This is a genomic window from Pseudovibrio denitrificans JCM 12308 (assembly GCF_001310815.1).
GTDB classification, from domain to species: Bacteria; Pseudomonadota; Alphaproteobacteria; order Rhizobiales; family Stappiaceae; genus Pseudovibrio; species Pseudovibrio denitrificans.
In genome coordinates this window covers 88,667-106,813 of record NZ_BAZK01000013.1, presented here as the reverse complement: position 1 = coordinate 106,813, position 18,147 = coordinate 88,667, and the positions used below count along the sequence as shown (strand labels likewise).

Sequence of the window (18,147 nt, the reverse complement as noted above, 5' to 3'; positions counted from 1 at the left end):
CGTTTTCACAAAGCGGGGTTCACCAATGAGAGCTCAAGTCCGACCCGATCAAAATCAGGTTTCAGGCTCTCACAAAGATTGATCAGCGCCGCTTTCGTCGGTCCATAACACGCAGCCTCTGGAAGACCACAATAACCACTAAGGGAGCTGATGATCGCAATGTGCCCGTTTCCTCGCTCTTTCAGCAAAGGAAACAGCTTCTCAATCACACGAACAGCACCAAAATAGTTGGTATCCATAGAGGCCACGGAGTGCTCTTCTGTCAGCACATCAATGCCGCCGGGATAATAGAGGCCTGAACAATACACCGTTAGATCAGGCAGCTTCCCTCCATCGTGAAACTGCTGAATCACGGCAGCAACCTGTCCACTGTCAGTCACATCCAGCGGGACTACGTCGAACTGAGTTGCATCCTGAGCAAGCTCTTTAAGCTTCTGCTCATTTCGCGCACTCACCGCAACGCGCCAGCCTGACCGCGCATAAAGCTGAGCAAGACTGGCTCCAATGCCGGAACTCGCTCCAATAATCCAGACAAGCTTTTGATGTTCTGCCATAACGCCCTCTCTGTCTGCTCTTACGCTGCACAACAGTTTTCAGATCACGCCTGCTAAGCATCCAGCTCAGCAAAGAACCGTTGGCTATCCTGCTTAATCTGGTCTTTCTTCACGTCGCTCATCTTATCCCAGCTGCGATAGATCATCGAAACTCGCGGATTTCCTCGCAGCTTCTCCTGGTTCTTCTCCAGAAAATTCCAGTAAAGATAATTGAAGGGACAAGCCTTCTCCCCGGTCTTGGCAGAAACGGAATAAGAACAATGCTGGCAGTAATTGGACATGCGGTTGATATAAGCACCGCTCGCTGCATAGGGTTTGGAGGCAAAAATGCCACCATCTGCAAACAGGATCATACCGCTCACATTGGGCAACTCCACCCACTCATAAGCATCTGCATAAACAGCAAGATACCATTCACTCACTTGCTTTGGCGCTAATCCAGCAAGCAGCGAGAAGTTCCCAATCACCATCAAACGCTGGATGTGATGCGCATAGGCATTGGATTTGGTCTCTAAAATACACTGGCGCAGACAGTTCATCTGCGTCTCACCGCTCCAGTAAAACTCTGGCAGCTTTCGCGAAGCATCAAAGTAGTTCAACTCTGCATACTCAGGCATATTGAGCCAGTAGATCCCCCGGACAAACTCACGCCAGCCGACAATCTGGCGAATGAACCCCTCAACGGAGTTCAACGGTGCTCGCCCTTCAAAGTAAGCACGTTCCGCTGCCCTCACACACTCCATCGGCAGCAACAAGCCGCAATTGAGATAGAAGCTAATGTGACTGTGAAACATCCAGGGCTCCCCCTGAACCATCGCATCCTGATAATCTCCAAACTTACCAAGTCGCTCCGCAACAAACTGATCCAGCACCTTCAGCGCATCTTCACGTGTAACCGCAAAATAGAAGGGCAGCAGGTCTCCGAAATGATCCGGAAACGCCTCACCCACCAGCGCCAACACCTCTTTCGTGATTTCATCAGGTTCAGCCGCAAAGGGTTCTGGCACCTCTAACGCCTCTGGAGCACTCTTGCGATTGTCATGATCAAAGTTCCACTGCCCTCCCAACGGCTTGTCACCATCCATCAAAACCGCATGCTGGCGGCGCATATCCCGGTAAAAGTACTCCAGCCGCAAACTCTTGCGACCAGAGGCCCAGCGCTGAAACTCATCTGAGCTGCAAAGGAATCTGTCATCTTCTCGCAGCTCCACCGGAACACCCAGCCGCTCCTGCCAACTCTCCATGTCATGCAGCAGCCGGTATTCTCCCGGCTTAGTCACAATGACATCGGAGACAGCTTCTTCTTTCATCAGTCGAAGAACTTCCCCAAACAAACTGCCCGTGTTCTCAGCGCAGTCGTACCGCCTGTAAACAACGCGGTGCCCGAGTGATTTCAGCTCCTCCGCAAAGTGCCGCATGGCCGAAAACAGAAACGCAATCTTCTTCTTGTGATGCCGAACATACGTCGCCTCCTCACGCACCTCCGCCATCAAAATCACATCGACACCCGGTTCCGCATCCCGCAGACTGGAAAGCGACAAACTCAGCTGATCCCCCAACACCAACCGCACCCTCATCTCTCGCCTCCCTTCAAAGGAACTCATTGATTTCCAAAAAGGTAGGGCGCAAGGCATAAGGAGACCATACCCGAGTATTGGGACAAGCTCTCCCCCTGAGACATGTTGTCTTGCGGCTATGTAGAGAGTTGCCCTTATCCCCTCCTCGCAGATAGTCAGGAATGATGAGGAACAGGTGGATGACACGATGATCACGATGGGCATCAGAGGGCGGCTTTTATTGGCGTTTGGCGCTATCGTTTTATGTATGCTGCTTTCCGCCAGCACCGGCTGGCTCGGCTTCAGTGCAGTGGAAGACGCCAATGACCGCATCACGCAGGAAGCCCTTCCCAACCTCCTCCTGGCACAGGAGATCAGCGAAACCAGCAAAGCCGTCGTCTCCTCCCTACCCTCTCTCGCCCGCGTTCAAAATCTGGAAGAGCTCGCCCAGCAAAGCCGACGCCTCTCTCAGGCTCAATCCAGCATTCAGGATAAAATCACCCACCTCACCCAGCGCGAGATACTCGGCCCACAGCTTAATGAGGTGAATATCGCAGCCAATGCACTGTTCGATGTGACCATGAAGCAAGAGGTGCTGATGGCCGAGCGCGTGCGTGTTTCAGCACATTTCAACGGATCTTTTACAAAAGCGCTCACAACTTCTGACAGATTAACGCAAATCTCCCGAACACTGGTCGAGAACGCCTACACCCGCTCCATGGCGGCGATCGTTCGCACCTATGACTTGGTGGAAGAAACCCAGGAAGAAGAACAACTTCTGGCCGCTTTGGATGGCATTGCAGAAGACAATTTGGACCAGTTGGAGCGTATGACAGAGCTCCGTCTGCTCTCCATTCTGCTCACACATAAGCTCAACACCGTTGCCCGTGAGTTGGACATCGCGAAAATCAGTCAACTCAAGCAAGACTTCGCACAGTCCTGGCGGATCATCGAACGTCGCCTCCGCTTCGCAAGCGATCCCGGAAGACAGTCAGAGGCAACGCTGCTTCTTCAGGAGCTACAGGTCGAAACCACTGGTTCATCTGGTGCCGATGTCTTTTCACTTCGCGAGCAACTGGTGCGATTAGACAAGCAAGTTGAAGCACTTACAAAGGAAGCTGCGAAGCACAGTACCGAGCTGACAGCAGCCGTAGAGCGCATTACGTCTTCCTCACAGGACTGGATCAACCAAGCCATCACAGACTCCGGCCTCGCAATCACAGCTGGCCAGATCACGCTTGTTGCACTGGCTGCAATCTCTTTGCTCGTCACATTCGCAGTTGTGTACTTCTATGTTCAAGGCAATCTACTCAAACGCCTCTCCCGCCTCCACGAAGGCATGGCAACTCTGGCTTCCGGTAATTTGTCTTCTACCATAAACGACTACGGTTCCGATGAGCTGCACACCATGGCTAAAACCCTTGAGGTGTTCCGCCAGACTGCTGTTGTGCGAGGGCAGCTCGAAGAGCAACAAGTGAAGGTAAATCAAGAGCTTCAGCGCTATCAGAATGAACTGGAGCAACTCGTTGAAGACCGCACAGAAAAGCTGGTGGAGGTCAACCAGCAGCTCGAAGAAGAAGCTGTTCGACTGGAAAAAGCACGTAAACAAGCTGAGGAAGCCAACCGTGCCAAGTCCACCTTCCTCGCCACTATGAGCCATGAAATCAGAACACCAATGAACGGTATTCTGGGCACTACCTCACTCCTGAAAGACACTCAGCTCAACACCGAGCAACAACGATTGACAAGCACGATTGCGGAGTCTGGCAACGTACTTCTCTGCATTCTCAATGACATACTGGATTACTCAAAGATCGAAGCAGGCCAACTCACCTTCGAGCAAATCCCGTTCTCCGTACACACAATCATCGAGCGTCTGATCACCCTGTTCACGCCGCTGGCACAGGAGAAAGACCTGAGCCTCACCTATCATGTGGCAGGCAATGTACCTGATGGCAGCCTCGGCGATCCGGCGCGTCTCTATCAGGTGCTCTCCAACCTCCTCAGCAATGCAATCAAGTTCACGGAAGTCGGTGGTATCCAACTGCAAGTCACTGCAAACTCAACGCAATCAGAACTGAAGTTCTCAGTGATAGATAGTGGCATCGGCATTCCAAAAGACAAGATTTCCTCTCTGTTCGACGCGTTCTCACAAGCCGAAGATTCAACCAGCCGCCGATATGGCGGAACCGGCCTTGGTCTGGCAATCTGCGACAAGTTGATAAAGGGAATGCAAGGAACAGTTTCAGTCGAGAGTGAACTTCACATAGGCAGCACATTCACCTTCACGCTCCCGATGGAAACCTGCGAGTACAAAGCAGAAAGCCCAATAGTTTCAGAGCAGGAAGCCCTTCCCGCTGCAAAAATTCTGATTGCCGAAGACATTGAAACCAACCGCTTCATCCTCCGCAGCATGTTGATCAAACTGGGTATGTCCGTATTCGAAGCCCATAACGGATTGGAAGCTCTCGACCAGCTGCAACGTGAACGACCTGACTTAGTGCTGATGGACGTTAGTATGCCTGAGATGGATGGCCTTGAAGCCACACAACAAATCCGCAAGCTTGCAGATACGGCACTTGCGAGCACTCCAATCATTGCAACCACCGCTCACGTCATTGGAGTGGACGCAGACAAATGCAAAGAAGCAGGCATGGATGGTTTCCTCGCCAAGCCATTTGAACAAGCAGAGCTTCACCAGATTTTGCGCTCTGTCTTACAGAAAGATGGCAAAGCCACCGCCCAACAATGCGCATCTTCCCAAGTAGCGACAAACCACACTCAAGTGCTTGATCTAGAAACACTTGATCAGGATGTCGAAATGCTTGGAGAAGCTGCTCTGGCAGAAATCATTGAGCTCTTTGAAGTGGAATCCAAACAGTTGCTGAGCAACGTACTTTCCGCTCAAACATCTGAGCAGCAAAAGAAAGCAGCGCACGCCTTAAAGAGCGCAGCCGCCAGCTTAGGTCTTCAGGAACTGCGAGAGTTATCTGCTAATGTTGAAGCAGCAAAGCTCCCTCCCGAGGGGCTGCGTGATGCTCTAGAGAGAGCCATAAACGCTCTTACGGACTACGAAGCCTCAACACTCTCAGCGAAGATATAACCCTCTCCGTGAGACGTTAGGATCATGGTTGGTTTGCGCGGATTGTCCTCAAGGATCTTGCGAAGCCGCCCGACCAACACATCAATCGAGCGGTCATTGGGAGACCAACTGCGATGGCTGATATGATCCATCAGATAATCTCTGCTCAAAACAGTACCCGGCTTGGATGTAAAGGTGTTGAGCAGCTGAAACTCTCCGCGCGTTAGAGCAACACCTTCCTCACCTTCAGCAATTAATTCCCGCTTCATCAGGTTCAACGTCCAACGGCCAAACCGATGCGCATGAGCTTCATCCTTAGAAGGTTGCACCTGCCCGGATCGACGTAAAAGAGCTTTCACCCGCGCCAGCAACTCTCTGGGGTTATAGGGTTTTGTGATGTAATCATCCGCCCCCACTTCAATCCCAATAATCCGGTCAATCTCATCTGTCCGGCCAGTAACCAGAATAATCCCGATATCAGATTGCGCGCGTAATGCTCTTGCCAGATTGATCCCATCATCATCCGGTAGATTGATATCCAGCAGCACCAGATCAATCGTAAACTCTTCTAGCGCTTGATGCATCTGGCCTGCATCAGCAGCCTCCAGCACATCAAAACCTTCGGTTTGCAGATAGGCAACCAGCTTCTTGCGAGAGATCGCTTCGTCTTCAACAACGAGTATGCGGGTTTTGCGAGTATTCAACGGACCACCTAGTTGCTCTTAGTTTCTGCATTGCGTTGCGCCTCCACCGTGTAAGTCGGACTGAAAGACGCCGGAGACAACGCACATTCCAAATCGATTTCAGAAATGCTGTCTTTCGTCACCATCAAAATCTCTGGCGCATAGTGCTTGAGATATGACTTTCCTTCCAAAAGACGAATGCTCTGATCGATGGCCATCATGCCCTGCATGACTGGCTGATCAGTGGGCGAAGCAATGATTTTGCCGCGCTTGATGCCACGAAACACGCCATGGGTCAGATAACCGGAAACAACCTCAATATCCTCCGAAAGCCCACGAACTTTAAGTGCGCCAATTGCCGCTTCTGCCGAAACACCAGTTCCAATCAGATAATCCGGAGCAGTTCCACCTTCCAACTCTTCTTCTATCAGCGAAAGCTGGATCAGTTTGCCGGTATCTCCGTAGCGTGTGTTCAACAGATTGGCAGAAGACTTTGTCAGCTCTGACTTGAAGGCACTCAACTTGGTTGAAGAGATACCCGGCTTACCAGCTCCGGGAAACCAACTCACGTTTACCGAAGTTGTTCCAGCAGGATGCCTCTTTGTAATCACTTGTGCTGTTCGGCGCCCCATTTCATCCCAATCAACACCAGTAGCAGCCGCAATGAAGTCACTGCGGATATTGTTTACCAGCGCAATAACCGGCGTGTCCTTTGCAATCTCCTCCAACAGATCATGATGTCCTTCAAAGGAAACCGTGCCCAGCAGAATTGCATCCGGTTTGCTGTCTGCGCAGGCTTGCAACTGCTTCCGCTGCTGCTCCAGCTGATAATAGCCACCAGCCTCATAAACACGCAGATTGATGTTCAGTTTCTTGGCTTGTTTGACCATCCCGTAATTGACACTAAGCCAGTAAGAATCCTTCAGATGCGGATAGAGAGCACAGATACTCCAGGCCTTTTCAGCCTGCTTAAGCGGCTCATAAGAAACGTTTTTCCGCGGTGAAGTGAAATCCAGCAGCTTCTCCCATGTCACTGCAGACCAAGTTTCTGCATGCGCATACCCCGTTAGAAACACCCCAACAAGAGCCGCCATCAGGATCTTACAAATTCTTACAATTTCTTTCGGTCTGTTCATAGCAAGCCAGAACCCAGTTCATATCCGCCCGCTACCATAGAGATAAATCAGTCGCTGGGAATGCGACCAATCCGACAGCAGGATCACATTTTCCTGTAGGGCACTCAGGAACAATAAAAATGATTAAAAAGCTCTGGCAACGTATGTGGACCGCAAGTCCACTTCCTCTCGCGGTTCTTATTATCATAGGCGGTATCGGAGGCATCATCTTCTGGGGCGGCTTCAACACAGCGATGGAAGTCACCAACAATCTGGAGTTCTGTGTCTCCTGCCACGAGATGCAGCCGGTATACGAAGAATACAAAACCTCAGTTCACTACCAGAACAACTCAGGCGTAAGAGCAGAATGCCCGGACTGCCACGTTCCACGTGAGTGGGGCCCAAAGTCATCCGCAAAATTCAGGCAACGAACGAGCTCTATCATAAGTTCATCGACCCTTCGATCGACACACCAGAGAAGTTTGAAGCCAATCGTCTGCGCCTTGCCAAAAACGTTTGGCATGCCATGAAGGAAACGGACTCCCGCGAGTGCCGCAACTGCCATGCCTTCGATACGATGAAGATCGATGGCCAGCGCGAAAAAGCACAAAAGATGCACCCGAAAGCCATCAAAGAAGGCAGCACCTGCATCGATTGTCACAAAGGCATCGCCCACAAACTGCCTGACCTTTCAGCAGCTTCCAAGCAAGCATTCGAGATGTTGAAAGAACAGTCCAGAACTGTCAGCTACAACGCAGATCATCTCACCACTCTGGCAACAGCAAACATCTACCTCAACGAGGATGACAGCAAAGCAGCAGGTCGCGTCCTCCCTGCCACCACAGTTGAACCTGTCGATGCAAGTGGTGAGCGTGTCAAAGTGAAAGTGAGCGGCTGGAGCCAGAAGGGTGCAGAGAAAATCATCTATGCAATGAAGGGCCAGCGCATCTTCAACACAGCCCTCGGTAAAACAGCAGTGCCAATGGTTAAGCGCGGTGAGACCATCACTCTCGAAAGCACAGGTCAGGATTGGACTGAAGTCAGCTTCACCGGCTTCATGGACAAGAAAGACATGATCTCGGACGCAGATGCCCTCTGGTCTTACTCCGGTGAGCTTTACGAGAACTCCTGCTCAGTTTGTCACAACGCACCATCACCGAGCCACTTCCTGGCAAACCAGTGGATCGGCGTTCTGAAATCAATGGTGCGCTACACCGCACTTAGCAAAGACGAACAGCGCCTTCTTCAAAAATACCTGCAGCTCAACGCACAGGACACGGGCGGCAAAGGCCAACACTAGGCCGCTCCGCCACACCCGTCTCTGTCTAAGGAATAAGCCATGTATGATCTAACGGACATCACCACAGAAAACCTCTCAAGAGCCGCAACCTATCGCTTCCTTGCAGGTGTTTTCGGAACAGAAGTGAATGCCACCTTCCTGCAGTCAGCAACCTCTGGAGAACTCCGCCAGTTATTGGATGATCTTCAGTGCGAAGCTGACTTGAAGGATGCTGTTGATCTGTTGAAGTTCAATCTGGATCAACGCAGTCACGATGCCTCTGCAATCATGGATCTGCGCGTCATCTTCTCAAGCCTGTTCCTCGGTGCTGGTGGTCGCAAATCCGCCCCACCGTACGCTTCTTACTACGCAACCGAGAAAACCTCTCTCAGCCATGCCTGTGTTGCAGAAATAGAAACAACCTATCGCAAGCACCAGCTGGCTCCCCATCAAAACTTCTCCGAGCCTGCTGACCACATCGCAGCCATGCTGAGCTTCTGCTCCGAACTGGCGTTGCAACCAACACAGCAGGCTGAACTGAAAGCCTTCCTGCAAACGCACCTGAAAACTTTCTCGCAAGGTTTCAGCGAGGACTGCTCATCCTACGACAAAGATGGCTTTTATCTTGCTTGCGCCAACTTACTCCGCGCTCTGATTGAGCGCGACCTTAGCACCCTGCACTAAACACATAAAACTGGGAAATTGGAGGGACATCATGTCTACTCAAAATAACACGATCACCGAAAACACAAGCCCAACCAAAGGGATGACACGTAGACGTTTTCTGTCCACGCTGCTCAGCACCTCTGCCATTGCATTCATGGGCTCACCACTTTTGATGAAGGTTGCTCATGCTGCAGCAGCTGGAACCAAGGAAGTTCTCAACGGCGCGCACTGGGGGCTGTTCCGCGCTGTTGTAAAGGATGGTCGCTTTGTGGAAGCAAAACCTTTCGAACACGACATTCGTCCAACTTCAAACATTGCCAACACTCCTGAGCTTGTGTATTCCCCAAGTCGCATCAAGTACCCAATGGTTCGCCGTGGGTTCCTTGAAAACGGTCCTCAGGCCAACACGGAAGACCGCGGTAAAGGCGAGTTCGTACGCGTAACATGGGATCAGGCCTTCGAACTGGTCGCAAAAGAACTGAACCGCGTACGTGACACCTTCGGCCCTGCTGCAATTTATGGCGGTTCTCCGGGCTGGAAGAGTGTTGGTCGCTTCCACAATTGCCGCGCAGGCCTCTATCGTCTTCTCAACATGAACGGTGGCTACACAAAAGGCGTGGGCGACTACTCTACAGGTGCAGCTCAGGTCATCATGACCCACATCATGGGTAATCCGGAAGTGTACGCTCAGATGTCTAGTTACGAGACAGTTCTGGAGCACACAGACAACATCATCCTTTGGGGCTGTAACCCGCAGGAAACCCTCAACATGGGTTGGGTCATTCCAGATCACAAAGGCTTCACATATCTGGATCAGCTTCGCGATGCTGGCAAGAACGTCATCTCAATCGATCCATTGATGACTGAATCCGCAAAGCACCTGAACGCGAAGTGGTATGCACCGCGTCCGGGTTCTGACACAGCAACCATGATGGCAATCGCTCATGAGCTGATCAAAACAGAGAAAGTAGACGAGGACTTCCTCTCAGAATTCACCGTTGGCTATGAAGAACTTAAAGCCTACGTGCTCGGCGAAACAGACGGCATTGAGAAAACACCTGAATGGGCCTCTGAACTCTCCGAGTTACCTGCAAGCGATATCCGCGATATCGCAGCTCAGATGGCAAATGGCACAACCATGATCATGGGCGGCTGGTCCATGCAGCGTGCTGACCACGGCGAGCAACCGCACTGGATGATGGTCACCCTCGCAGCAATGCTTGGCCAGATCGGCAAGCCGGGCGGTGGTTTCGGCTACTCATGGCACTACGAATGTGCGGGCGTACCATCCGCAAACAACGCGATCGTCCCGGGCCTCTCTGGTGGCAAAGCGCCAGAAAACATGCCTCCTGCAATGCCAGTGGCACGCATTACTGATGCCCTCCTCAACCCGGGCGAGACCATCGACCACAATGGCCGCAAGTACACCTATCCTGAGTTCAAGCTGATCTACTGGACCGGCGGCAACCCGCTCAGCCACCAGCAAGACCGCAACCGCATGCTCAAAGCATGGCAGCGCCCTGAAACCATCATCGTTCAGGACATCTTCTGGACTGCATCCGCTAAGTTCGCTGATATCGTTCTGCCTGCAACCACTGCATTTGAACGCAACGACATGGAAATGGGTGGCGGCGCTTCCGGTAAGTACCTCTTCCCAATGCACCAGGTCGTTGAGCCTCAGTTTGAATCCAAGAACGATCTCGACATTTATCAAGGCATCGCAGACAAGCTTGGCTTTGGTGACAAATACCTCGAAGGTAAATCTGAAGAAGACTGGCTACGCGAACTTTATGGCAAAGCGCTGGCCCAGGGCAAAGCAAGAACCTTGAAATGCCTGACTTCGATGAGTTCTGGTCCAACCCGACAAGTTATGTCGAGTTCCCAACAACAGATGAAGCAATACAGTACACCCGTCACGGCGAGTTCCGCGAAGATCCTCTCCTTGAACCATTGGGCACACCATCTGGTCTCATCGAGATCTACTCCAAGACTGTTGCAGATATGGGCTACGACGACTGTAAAGGTCACGCAACCTGGATCGAGCCAGCTGAATGGCTTGGTTCTGAGAAAGCCAAACAGTATCCACTGCACATGCTTTCACCACACCCAGTTGAACGCATCCACTCACAAACCAACAACATCTCCACCCGCGACAACTACACGATCGCAGGTCGCGAGCCAGTTTGGATCTCTGAGGAAGATGCATCTTCACGCGGTATTAAAACCGGTGATGTGGTTCGTGTCTTCAACGAACGCGGTGAGACACTCGCGGGCGCATACGTAACAGGAGACCTGCGTAAGGGTGTCATTCGTCTGCGCGAAGGCGGTTGGTACGATCCGGAAGAGCCAGGCAAGATCGGCTCCCGCTGTAAGTATGGTCACGCTAACGTTCTGACCATCGACAAAGGCGCCTCAAAACTGTCTCAGGCAACCATCGCAAACACCTGTCTTGTAGACATCGCTAAGCTGGAAGGAGACGCACCAACCGTAACAGCATTTGACGCTCCTAAAGGTGCATAATTAAAATCTAAGGCCGCTCTACTTACCCCCAGAGCGGCCTTTTTCTTGCCTGCGCGAAATCGATTCATCATACATTTTTGCTGGTTATCACCTCAAACTCAGCACGTTTCAGCAGTTTTCCCCCACTTCACACCCAAATTTCAACCAAGGGCTTGGGAAAAGTCCACCTAGATGAAATTGCCGATTTTTTAGGCAAAAAACCTTAGAAGAACAGTTTTAATCTTACAAATCGCAACTCTTTAGAATAGCCACGACATAACATGCATCAAACACATAAAATGCAATTAAGCACCTGTAATAAAAAAGTATTTTTAATATAGCAGCAAAATTTTTACCACTTTAGGCAATCAACCCAAATCCAGTTTCCCAGTTTAAACTCAAGCGCAGTTTAGAATAGATCTCTATGCCTCATGCAAAACTAAAACAGAAGGTAAGTTTTCTCAGCCCATAGCAATGTGTAAACAGATCACATTTTATGTTTTATATTTAGATTTAAGTAACGCTTTAATTTTACGGAAATCCATAACTATTTATGCTTGCATCTCATTAAGCAAATTCTACTTCCAACTGAATTGTTTACTACAAACTTCAGCTTATCATCGCATTACCTATTGGTAACCCTCACTCCAGCTCTTAAGTAATCATATCTATAACTTCAGCTGATCTAACAGTTAATATTTATGGTTAACAATAAAGCTAAAATTTTAGCCACAATGCCGCTAGGTAACTACTTTACCTAAGCAGTGTGGAAACTTTTTTACTCGACATACATATTAGCATTAATATATTATTTACCATGTTTGATTGCACATAATACAGTCGGAAATAAAAAATAGACTGATCTGGGGTGTGCCATAACCACTGTAAACGCGTAGACCAAAATTTGTAGGGGCTGAGATGTCTGATCTAACGGGGCATAGATCCAACTTTCCTTCCTTTAGTGGAACCACGAAGCCATCCCTGAAGTCCAATGCGCATCCAGCAATGGATGTCTCAACTGTTTCAATTGCACAGCAATTTGCATCGGTACAGTTGAATTGGGTTGATCTGGAGTTTGACGAAACCAACAAAGCACTCTGGCTTTACATGAAGAGCGAAGGTCGTCCTTGCTTCACGCCAGAGCTATTGGGTGAACTGGCGCAGTCTCAGGCTGTGATGAAGCGCCTCTTCGAGACCTATCAGCCAGCAGATCCATGTCCGATCAACTTTAAGGTCGTCGCTTCACGTATTCCGGGCGTTTACAATCTGGGTGGAGATCTCAATCTCTTCATTCAGCTGATCCGCGAAAAGAACCGTGAGAAGCTTCACAGATATGCGGTTGATTGCATTGACGTTGTTTACCGCAACGCCGTCTCTTCCAATCTGCCAATCATCACCATCGGCATGATCCAGGGTGATGCTTTGGGTGGTGGCTTTGAAACAGCCCTCTCCTGCGACGTTATCATCGCAGAAAAGCAGGCGAAGTTCGGCCTGCCGGAAGTCCTGTTCAACTTGTTCCCGGGTATGGGTGCATATAGCTTCCTGTCTCGCATGGTAGATGGTCGCATCGCTGAGAAGATGCTCATGAGCGGCCGCTTGTACTCAGCAGAAGAACTTCACGAAATGGGCATTGTCCATGAAGTGGTTGAAGAAGGCCAGGCACCGTTTGCAGTTCAGCAGTACATCACCAAGAACTCACGCAAACACACTGCGCATTCTGCTATCTACCGCGCAGGTCGCACCGTTCAACCGGTGAGCTATGAAGAGCTGATTGACGTGGTTGAGATCTGGGTAGATGCCGCTCTGTCTTTGTCCGATCAGGATCTGAAAAAGATGGAACGCCTGACAAAAGCTCAGGACCGTCTCGGCGCTCCATCTGTTCGCAAACAAGCTTTCTAGAGTTTAGCTCTAAGAAAAATCCAAAGTGCTCAAGCGGTTGACAGGGTTATGCCCTTCCTGCTTGAGCTGCTGCAGGTAGCGACTAAGATTGTCGTGGTCTCGCTTCACCTTGCCGGACAGTTTTCGCACCATGTCTTCACCCAGAGCATGCATCTGGTGTGGAGGCATGTTCTCCATGTCATCACTCAGTTTGGCAACTTCAGTTGCCCCAAGATTGACTGAAGCAGACCGCAGCGCATGTGCACTTGCACGGAATAGCTCAGTATCGCCAGCCTCATAAGCAGCTTTGATATCGCGATGCAGCTGCGTGGTGTCTTTCAGATAATCCTCGATCACCCCAATCACAAAGTCCAGACCACCGAGCGTTCTCAGCTGAGATAGGCTTCCATAGTCAATCCCTGAAGACACTTCAGAAGAGAAACGCGGATGCTCCGCAATAGAAGTCACCTGACTGTTGGCGATTTGCCTCCGCGTGATGTTCTCATAAACACCGCTTTCAGCAATCACATCATCAATCAATGTCAGGAGTTTTTGCGGTTCAATTGGCTTCGTTGCACAAGCGTCAGCACCAGCCTCCTGGGCATTGCGGGCTGCAGCTCGGCTTGCATCTGCAGTCAATGCAATGATAGGCAGGCGATCCTGTCCGAGCTCTGTAATACGATGCAGCTTGATGGTCTCAATACCATTCAGAACTGGCATATTGATGTCCATGATCGCAAGATCGTAAGAGTTCTCTTCAAGCTCATCCAGCGCCAGCTCACCATTGCTGACGAGTGTGCAGGTGTGCCCGCCCTTCTGTAGGATTTTCTCAATCACACGCTGGTTGGTTTTGTTGTCTTCAGCAACAAGAATGTTAAGCCCGATGTAGCGGCTGAAGTAGGCCTGAAGCTCTTCCTTCAGCTCCATGCCCGATTTAGCGTCTTCAGCACCAGCCGCTCTCAACGCCCATGCGACGGACTGAGTGGTAACAGGAACTTTGATGGAAGATACAATGCTCGGCTGGAACACATCCTCACACTCTTTTTCCGAAGCAGAAGAGTACATCGGAATAAGATTGACGTTGTGATGCTGTCCGGTTGACTTCAACGCATAATGCAGGCTGTCAGAGGTCGCAGCCAAAACATCTTCACCAACAAACAGAACAATCTTGCCGCCATCAGTAGATGTCTGCTGCCGCAACGAACTAAAGGCACTACCGACTGTTTCAAAGCACTCAGGCTCAATACCACACGCCACAAGAGACTCAGCGCATACATCACGCAGATCTTTGCGTTTGGAGACGATCGCAACAGCACCATCCGTTACTTCAAGGAGTGCGGTCTCATCACCAACAGCACGACCGACTTCAAGCTCAATGGTGAACGTACTTCCCTGCCCTGGCTGGCTGGTGACCTTAACTTCACCACCCATTGCGCGAACAACTTCACGCACAATGGAAAGTCCAAGACCAGTACCGCCAAAGCGATCAACGATGCTTTCATCGGCCTGAGTAAAGCGCTCAAAAATACGACCTTGAGCATCCTCAGAGATACCAATGCCGGTATCTTTCACCTCCAGCAACAAACTGACTTTACCGCCATCCATTTCCTTGCAAGTTGCACTAATGGAAACGGAGCCCTCTTCGGTAAACTTGACCGCATTACCAGCGATATTCAGCAGCACTTCGCGGATATGACGAGCATCACCCACCAGGAACGGAGGCAACTTACTGTCCACGTAGCGCGAAATAATCAGGCCTTTACCGCGGGCTTGCCCTTGAACAATCTGAGTCACTTCACGCAGGATCGAGTTCATGTCAAAGACAGTCCGATTGACGATCATGCGTCCGCTTTCGATCCGGCTGAAGTCAAGAATGCCGTTGATCATGGAAAGCAATGAACTGCCAGAGTACTGGATGGTCTTAGCCATATCTCGCTGCTCGGGATCCAACTTGGTATCCTGAATTAGATCACCCATACCGATGATCGCATTAAGCGGCGTACGCAACTCATGGCTCACAGCAGTCAGGAACTGAGTTTTTGCCTTATTCGCGGCCTCAGCTGCTTGCTGCGCAGCTGTCATCGAGCGTATGAGTTTGCTGGCGTATAGCGGCACGACGACCAGACAACCCAGCAAGCCAAGTCCAAGGATGAATTCCCCTTGCCAATATGGCGTCGTAAGCACCACCGCAAATCCACTCACAGAAGCGATCGTCGCCAACGCCAGATAATCCAGTCCGAACCGGAATCCATTGCCGAAGATCACCCAAAGATAGATTGGGAACAAAATGGAGAGATACTCACCACCTGCGTAAAGGCCTGCAGAAACAGCTCCCACATCCAGGAAAATCGCCAGCACCCGCCGCAATGAGCTGACTTGCTTCGAATAGAGCAAATGCGCTAGCAGTGCCACGGAGCCCAACGCAAAGGTAGTCATGATAACGTTGGTCTGGAAGTTTTCGGCACTGCCAAAGGTGATGTTCGATGCCAGATACGGGGTTATCAGAAGCGTGAACATAAACCGGTTCAGAGACATCTCACCTTCACCACCACCCAGCTGAGTGATGCGGGAGTACAGCTCTTTCAGTTTGCCCAATGGAAGCATTTGCAGCTTTACTTTTCTGTTATCGTTCATAGCTCAAACTCCGCCCCTGCCAAAGCTCGTTGCTGGCTATGTCCTTGCAAGTTCGAGGATTGCTCCTCCAACAGACGAGCAAAATCTTCAGCAGGTACAGGCTTGCCAAACAGATAGCCCTGCGCCATCTCACAACCGGCATCCTTCAGGTATTCCGCCTGTTCGCGCGTCTCGACACCTTCAGCAATGATGGAGAGGTCGAGACTCTTACCCAAACCAACAATCGCTTTGATGATGACGGTGTTGTTCGGATCCGTCATCATATCCCGCGTGAAGCAACGGTCGATTTTTAGGCAGTCAACCGAATACCTACTCAGATAAGCAAGCGACGAGTAACCAGTTCCAAAGTCATCAATGGAGATCGCAATCCCCATCTCACGGATCTCACGCAAATCACGAACCGTGGCGTCAGATCCATGCAAAACGATGTTTTCAGTAATCTCAATTTCAAGCTTATCAGCTGGCAAGCTGCAGGAAACCAGCGCATCCTTCAAAAGCTGCGGCACATTCTGCTTGCGGAACTGCGTTGGCGAGATGTTGACAGCAATGCGCGGCGTTTCAAGCCCCATATCCATCCACTTTTTCGCCTGCTGACACGCAGCAAAAATCACCCATTCTCCAATTGGCAAAATAAGGCCAACTTCCTCAGCCGTACCAAGGAAAACATTCGGCGCAACCACACCATAGTCAGGACGGTTCCAGCGCAGCAGAGCTTCGGCCCCAACAATCTCATTGGTTCGTAAATCAATCTGCGGCTGATAGAACAGCTCCAACTGATCATGCTCAATCGCATTCCGCAGTTCAGCTTCCAGCGCAACAGTCTCTTTGACGTGATGATCCATCTTGGTTGAGAACAGATGAAACGTGTTCCCGCCATCAGCCTTGGATTGATACATGGCCATATCCGCACAGCGCAGCAGTTCTTCACTGTTCAAGCCGTCTTCCGGATATTTCGTAATCCCAACACTGGCGCTGGTTTGAAGCTCTTTACCACTGATGTGGAACGGTTCTTCCACCACACTCACCAGATGCTGAGCAAAGCGCATGGCTTCCTCAGAGCTCTTCAAATCAGTCTGAAGAATAGCAAACTCATCACCACCCAGTCGCGCGACCAGGTCAGAACCATCTACACAGCGCAACAAACGCTCTGCAAGCACCTCCAGCAAGCGATCACCCGTGCGGTGGCCTAATGCATCATTGATAGATTTGAAGCGGTCCAGATCGATGAAATGCAGCGCAAAGCTACGTCCGCTGTTGCGGCACTGGAAGATCTCTTCATCAATCCGCTCACCAAGCATGGTCCTGTTTGGTAGACCGGTCAGAGCATCATGGTGTGCGATATGCAGCAAATGAGCTTCAGCACGTTTGCGATCAGAAATGTTGGTCGCAGTTGTAACTACATGCGTCGTGTTCCCTTCCACATCGAGCAAAGGGCTTTTTGTGACGATGAAGTGGAAGATGTCACCCGCGTGGTTACGCTGCTCAATCTCGTAAGGTGGCAGCGCCCTGCCCGTAATAAACACCTTGCGATCCAAACGGCGATTCCGCTCTCGGGTAAATTTATCGAACTTCCCGTAGGTATCCTCACCAACAAGCTCAGCAGTCGTTGAGTTCAGAAACCGAGCCCATGCTGCATTGGAGAAAGCGCAAAGGCCATCCCGCGTACTTGTTGTGATCATTGCAGGAACACTATCGATAACCTGCGCCAGCTGCTCACGAGAATCTCGCAGCGCTTCCTTACTCTGCTGTTCTACATTGACCAGCTCTTGCTCAAGAAACCGTGCATGGCGTTTAACTGCATTTTGCTCTTCCCGCAGAGCAAGCAGATTTCGCGCTCGGCTTACAAACTCATTATGATCAACCGGACTCTGCAGGAAATCAGTTGCACCTGCTTCCAAAGCACGGATGCGGAACGAGCGGTCTGTGAAGACCGTAATGACGACAATCGGCACATCACTGCAATGCTCCAGCGCGCGTACCTTCTGCGTCAGGTCAGCCCCATCCATCTCTGGCATGCTGTAATCGGTAATGATCAAGTCAGGGACGTTGCTCTCCATATACTCGAGAGCATCAATCGGCGAGGCAAAACACTGTACTTTGACAGATGCATCTACGGCGAGTGCAAGCTTCTCAAAGATACTTCTATTAATTGCTCTGTCATCGACAATAACGATTGTTGTCATGCAGCTACCACCACGAGT

Annotated in this window: 11 protein-coding genes and 2 pseudogenes; 7 read left to right on the top strand and 6 right to left on the bottom strand. The window is 50.7% G+C overall.

The window, feature by feature from the left end; genetic code table 11:
* Positions 1-5: 5 nt before the first annotated feature.
* Complete coding sequence (locus JCM12308_RS17840; RefSeq protein WP_208978696.1) at positions 6-554, bottom strand: SDR family NAD(P)-dependent oxidoreductase; 549 nt, start codon at positions 552-554, stop codon at positions 6-8.
* Between the two features lie 53 nt (positions 555-607).
* Positions 608-2,131, bottom strand: a complete 1,524-nt coding sequence (locus tag JCM12308_RS17835) for a cryptochrome/photolyase family protein (protein ID WP_054784634.1) — start codon at positions 2,129-2,131, stop codon at positions 608-610.
* A 175-nt stretch (positions 2,132-2,306) separates the two neighbouring features.
* Here JCM12308_RS17835 and torS point away from each other — a divergent pair, with 175 nt between their 5' ends.
* Positions 2,307-5,213 (top strand): TMAO reductase system sensor histidine kinase/response regulator TorS, encoded by a 2,907-nt coding sequence (gene torS / locus JCM12308_RS17830; protein WP_208608781.1) that lies wholly within the window; start codon positions 2,307-2,309, stop codon positions 5,211-5,213.
* On the opposite strand, the gene JCM12308_RS17825 is transcribed toward torS, so the two are convergent.
* Positions 5,180-5,896, bottom strand: coding sequence for a response regulator (locus JCM12308_RS17825; RefSeq protein ID WP_054784633.1), 717 nt, complete (start codon positions 5,894-5,896; stop codon positions 5,180-5,182). The genes torS and JCM12308_RS17825 overlap by 34 nt on opposite strands.
* Positions 5,897-5,904: 8 nt before the next feature.
* Positions 5,905-6,969 (bottom strand): TMAO reductase system periplasmic protein TorT, encoded by a 1,065-nt coding sequence (gene torT / locus JCM12308_RS17820; protein WP_208978695.1) that lies wholly within the window; start codon positions 6,967-6,969, stop codon positions 5,905-5,907.
* A gap of 161 nt (positions 6,970-7,130) precedes the next feature.
* Here torT and JCM12308_RS33300 point away from each other — a divergent pair.
* The 6 genes and pseudogenes from JCM12308_RS33300 to JCM12308_RS17800 all read left to right on the top strand — a co-directional run.
* Positions 7,131-7,618, top strand: a pseudogene (locus tag JCM12308_RS33300) (NapC/NirT family cytochrome c); the annotation flags it as partial.
* Positions 7,604-8,290, top strand: a complete 687-nt coding sequence (locus JCM12308_RS33295) for a NapC/NirT family cytochrome c (protein ID WP_506344898.1) — start codon at positions 7,604-7,606, stop codon at positions 8,288-8,290. The pseudogene JCM12308_RS33300 and the gene JCM12308_RS33295, both read left to right, overlap by 15 nt.
* Positions 8,291-8,329: 39 nt before the next feature.
* Positions 8,330-8,953: a TorD/DmsD family molecular chaperone gene (locus JCM12308_RS17810; protein ID WP_054784631.1), complete on the top strand. Its 624-nt coding sequence runs from the start codon at positions 8,330-8,332 to the stop codon at positions 8,951-8,953.
* Between the two features lie 31 nt (positions 8,954-8,984).
* Positions 8,985-10,601: pseudogene (locus tag JCM12308_RS17805) on the top strand (molybdopterin-dependent oxidoreductase); the annotation flags it as partial.
* A 164-nt stretch (positions 10,602-10,765) separates the two neighbouring features.
* Entirely contained in the window at positions 10,766-11,455 is a 690-nt protein-coding gene (locus JCM12308_RS32800) for a molybdopterin dinucleotide binding domain-containing protein (protein ID WP_306303352.1), read from the top strand.
* A gap of 897 nt (positions 11,456-12,352) precedes the next feature.
* Complete coding sequence (locus JCM12308_RS17800) at positions 12,353-13,333, top strand: crotonase/enoyl-CoA hydratase family protein (RefSeq protein WP_054784630.1); 981 nt, start codon at positions 12,353-12,355, stop codon at positions 13,331-13,333.
* 9 nt (positions 13,334-13,342) lie between these two features.
* Here JCM12308_RS17800 and JCM12308_RS17795 read toward each other — a convergent pair whose 3' ends face one another.
* Positions 13,343-15,946, bottom strand: a complete 2,604-nt coding sequence (locus tag JCM12308_RS17795) for a hybrid sensor histidine kinase/response regulator (RefSeq protein ID WP_054784629.1) — start codon at positions 15,944-15,946, stop codon at positions 13,343-13,345.
* Positions 15,943-18,129 carry a GGDEF/EAL domain-containing response regulator gene (locus JCM12308_RS17790; protein ID WP_054784628.1) on the bottom strand — a complete coding sequence of 729 codons (2,187 nt, stop codon included), beginning with the start codon at positions 18,127-18,129 and terminating at the stop codon, positions 15,943-15,945. Before JCM12308_RS17790 ends, JCM12308_RS17795 begins: the two co-directional genes overlap by 4 nt.
* Between the last annotated feature and the right edge of the window lie 18 nt (positions 18,130-18,147).

Coding starts and splice junctions, on each gene's coding strand:
- JCM12308_RS17840 (WP_208978696.1), bottom strand. CDS start 554: ATGGCAGAACATCAAAAGCTTGTCTGGATTATTGGAGCGAGTTCCGGC.
- JCM12308_RS17835 (WP_054784634.1), bottom strand. CDS start 2,131: ATGAGGGTGCGGTTGGTGTTGGGGGATCAGCTGAGTTTGTCGCTTTCC.
- torT (WP_208978695.1), bottom strand. CDS start 6,969: ATGGCGGCTCTTGTTGGGGTGTTTCTAACGGGGTATGCGCATGCAGAA.
- JCM12308_RS33295 (WP_506344898.1), top strand. CDS start 7,604: ATGCACCCGAAAGCCATCAAAGAAGGCAGCACCTGCATCGATTGTCAC.
- JCM12308_RS17810 (WP_054784631.1), top strand. CDS start 8,330: ATGTATGATCTAACGGACATCACCACAGAAAACCTCTCAAGAGCCGCA.
- JCM12308_RS32800 (WP_306303352.1), top strand. CDS start 10,766: ATGCCTGACTTCGATGAGTTCTGGTCCAACCCGACAAGTTATGTCGAG.
- JCM12308_RS17800 (WP_054784630.1), top strand. CDS start 12,353: ATGTCTGATCTAACGGGGCATAGATCCAACTTTCCTTCCTTTAGTGGA.
- JCM12308_RS17795 (WP_054784629.1), bottom strand. CDS start 15,946: ATGAACGATAACAGAAAAGTAAAGCTGCAAATGCTTCCATTGGGCAAA.
- JCM12308_RS17790 (WP_054784628.1), bottom strand. CDS start 18,129: ATGACAACAATCGTTATTGTCGATGACAGAGCAATTAATAGAAGTATC.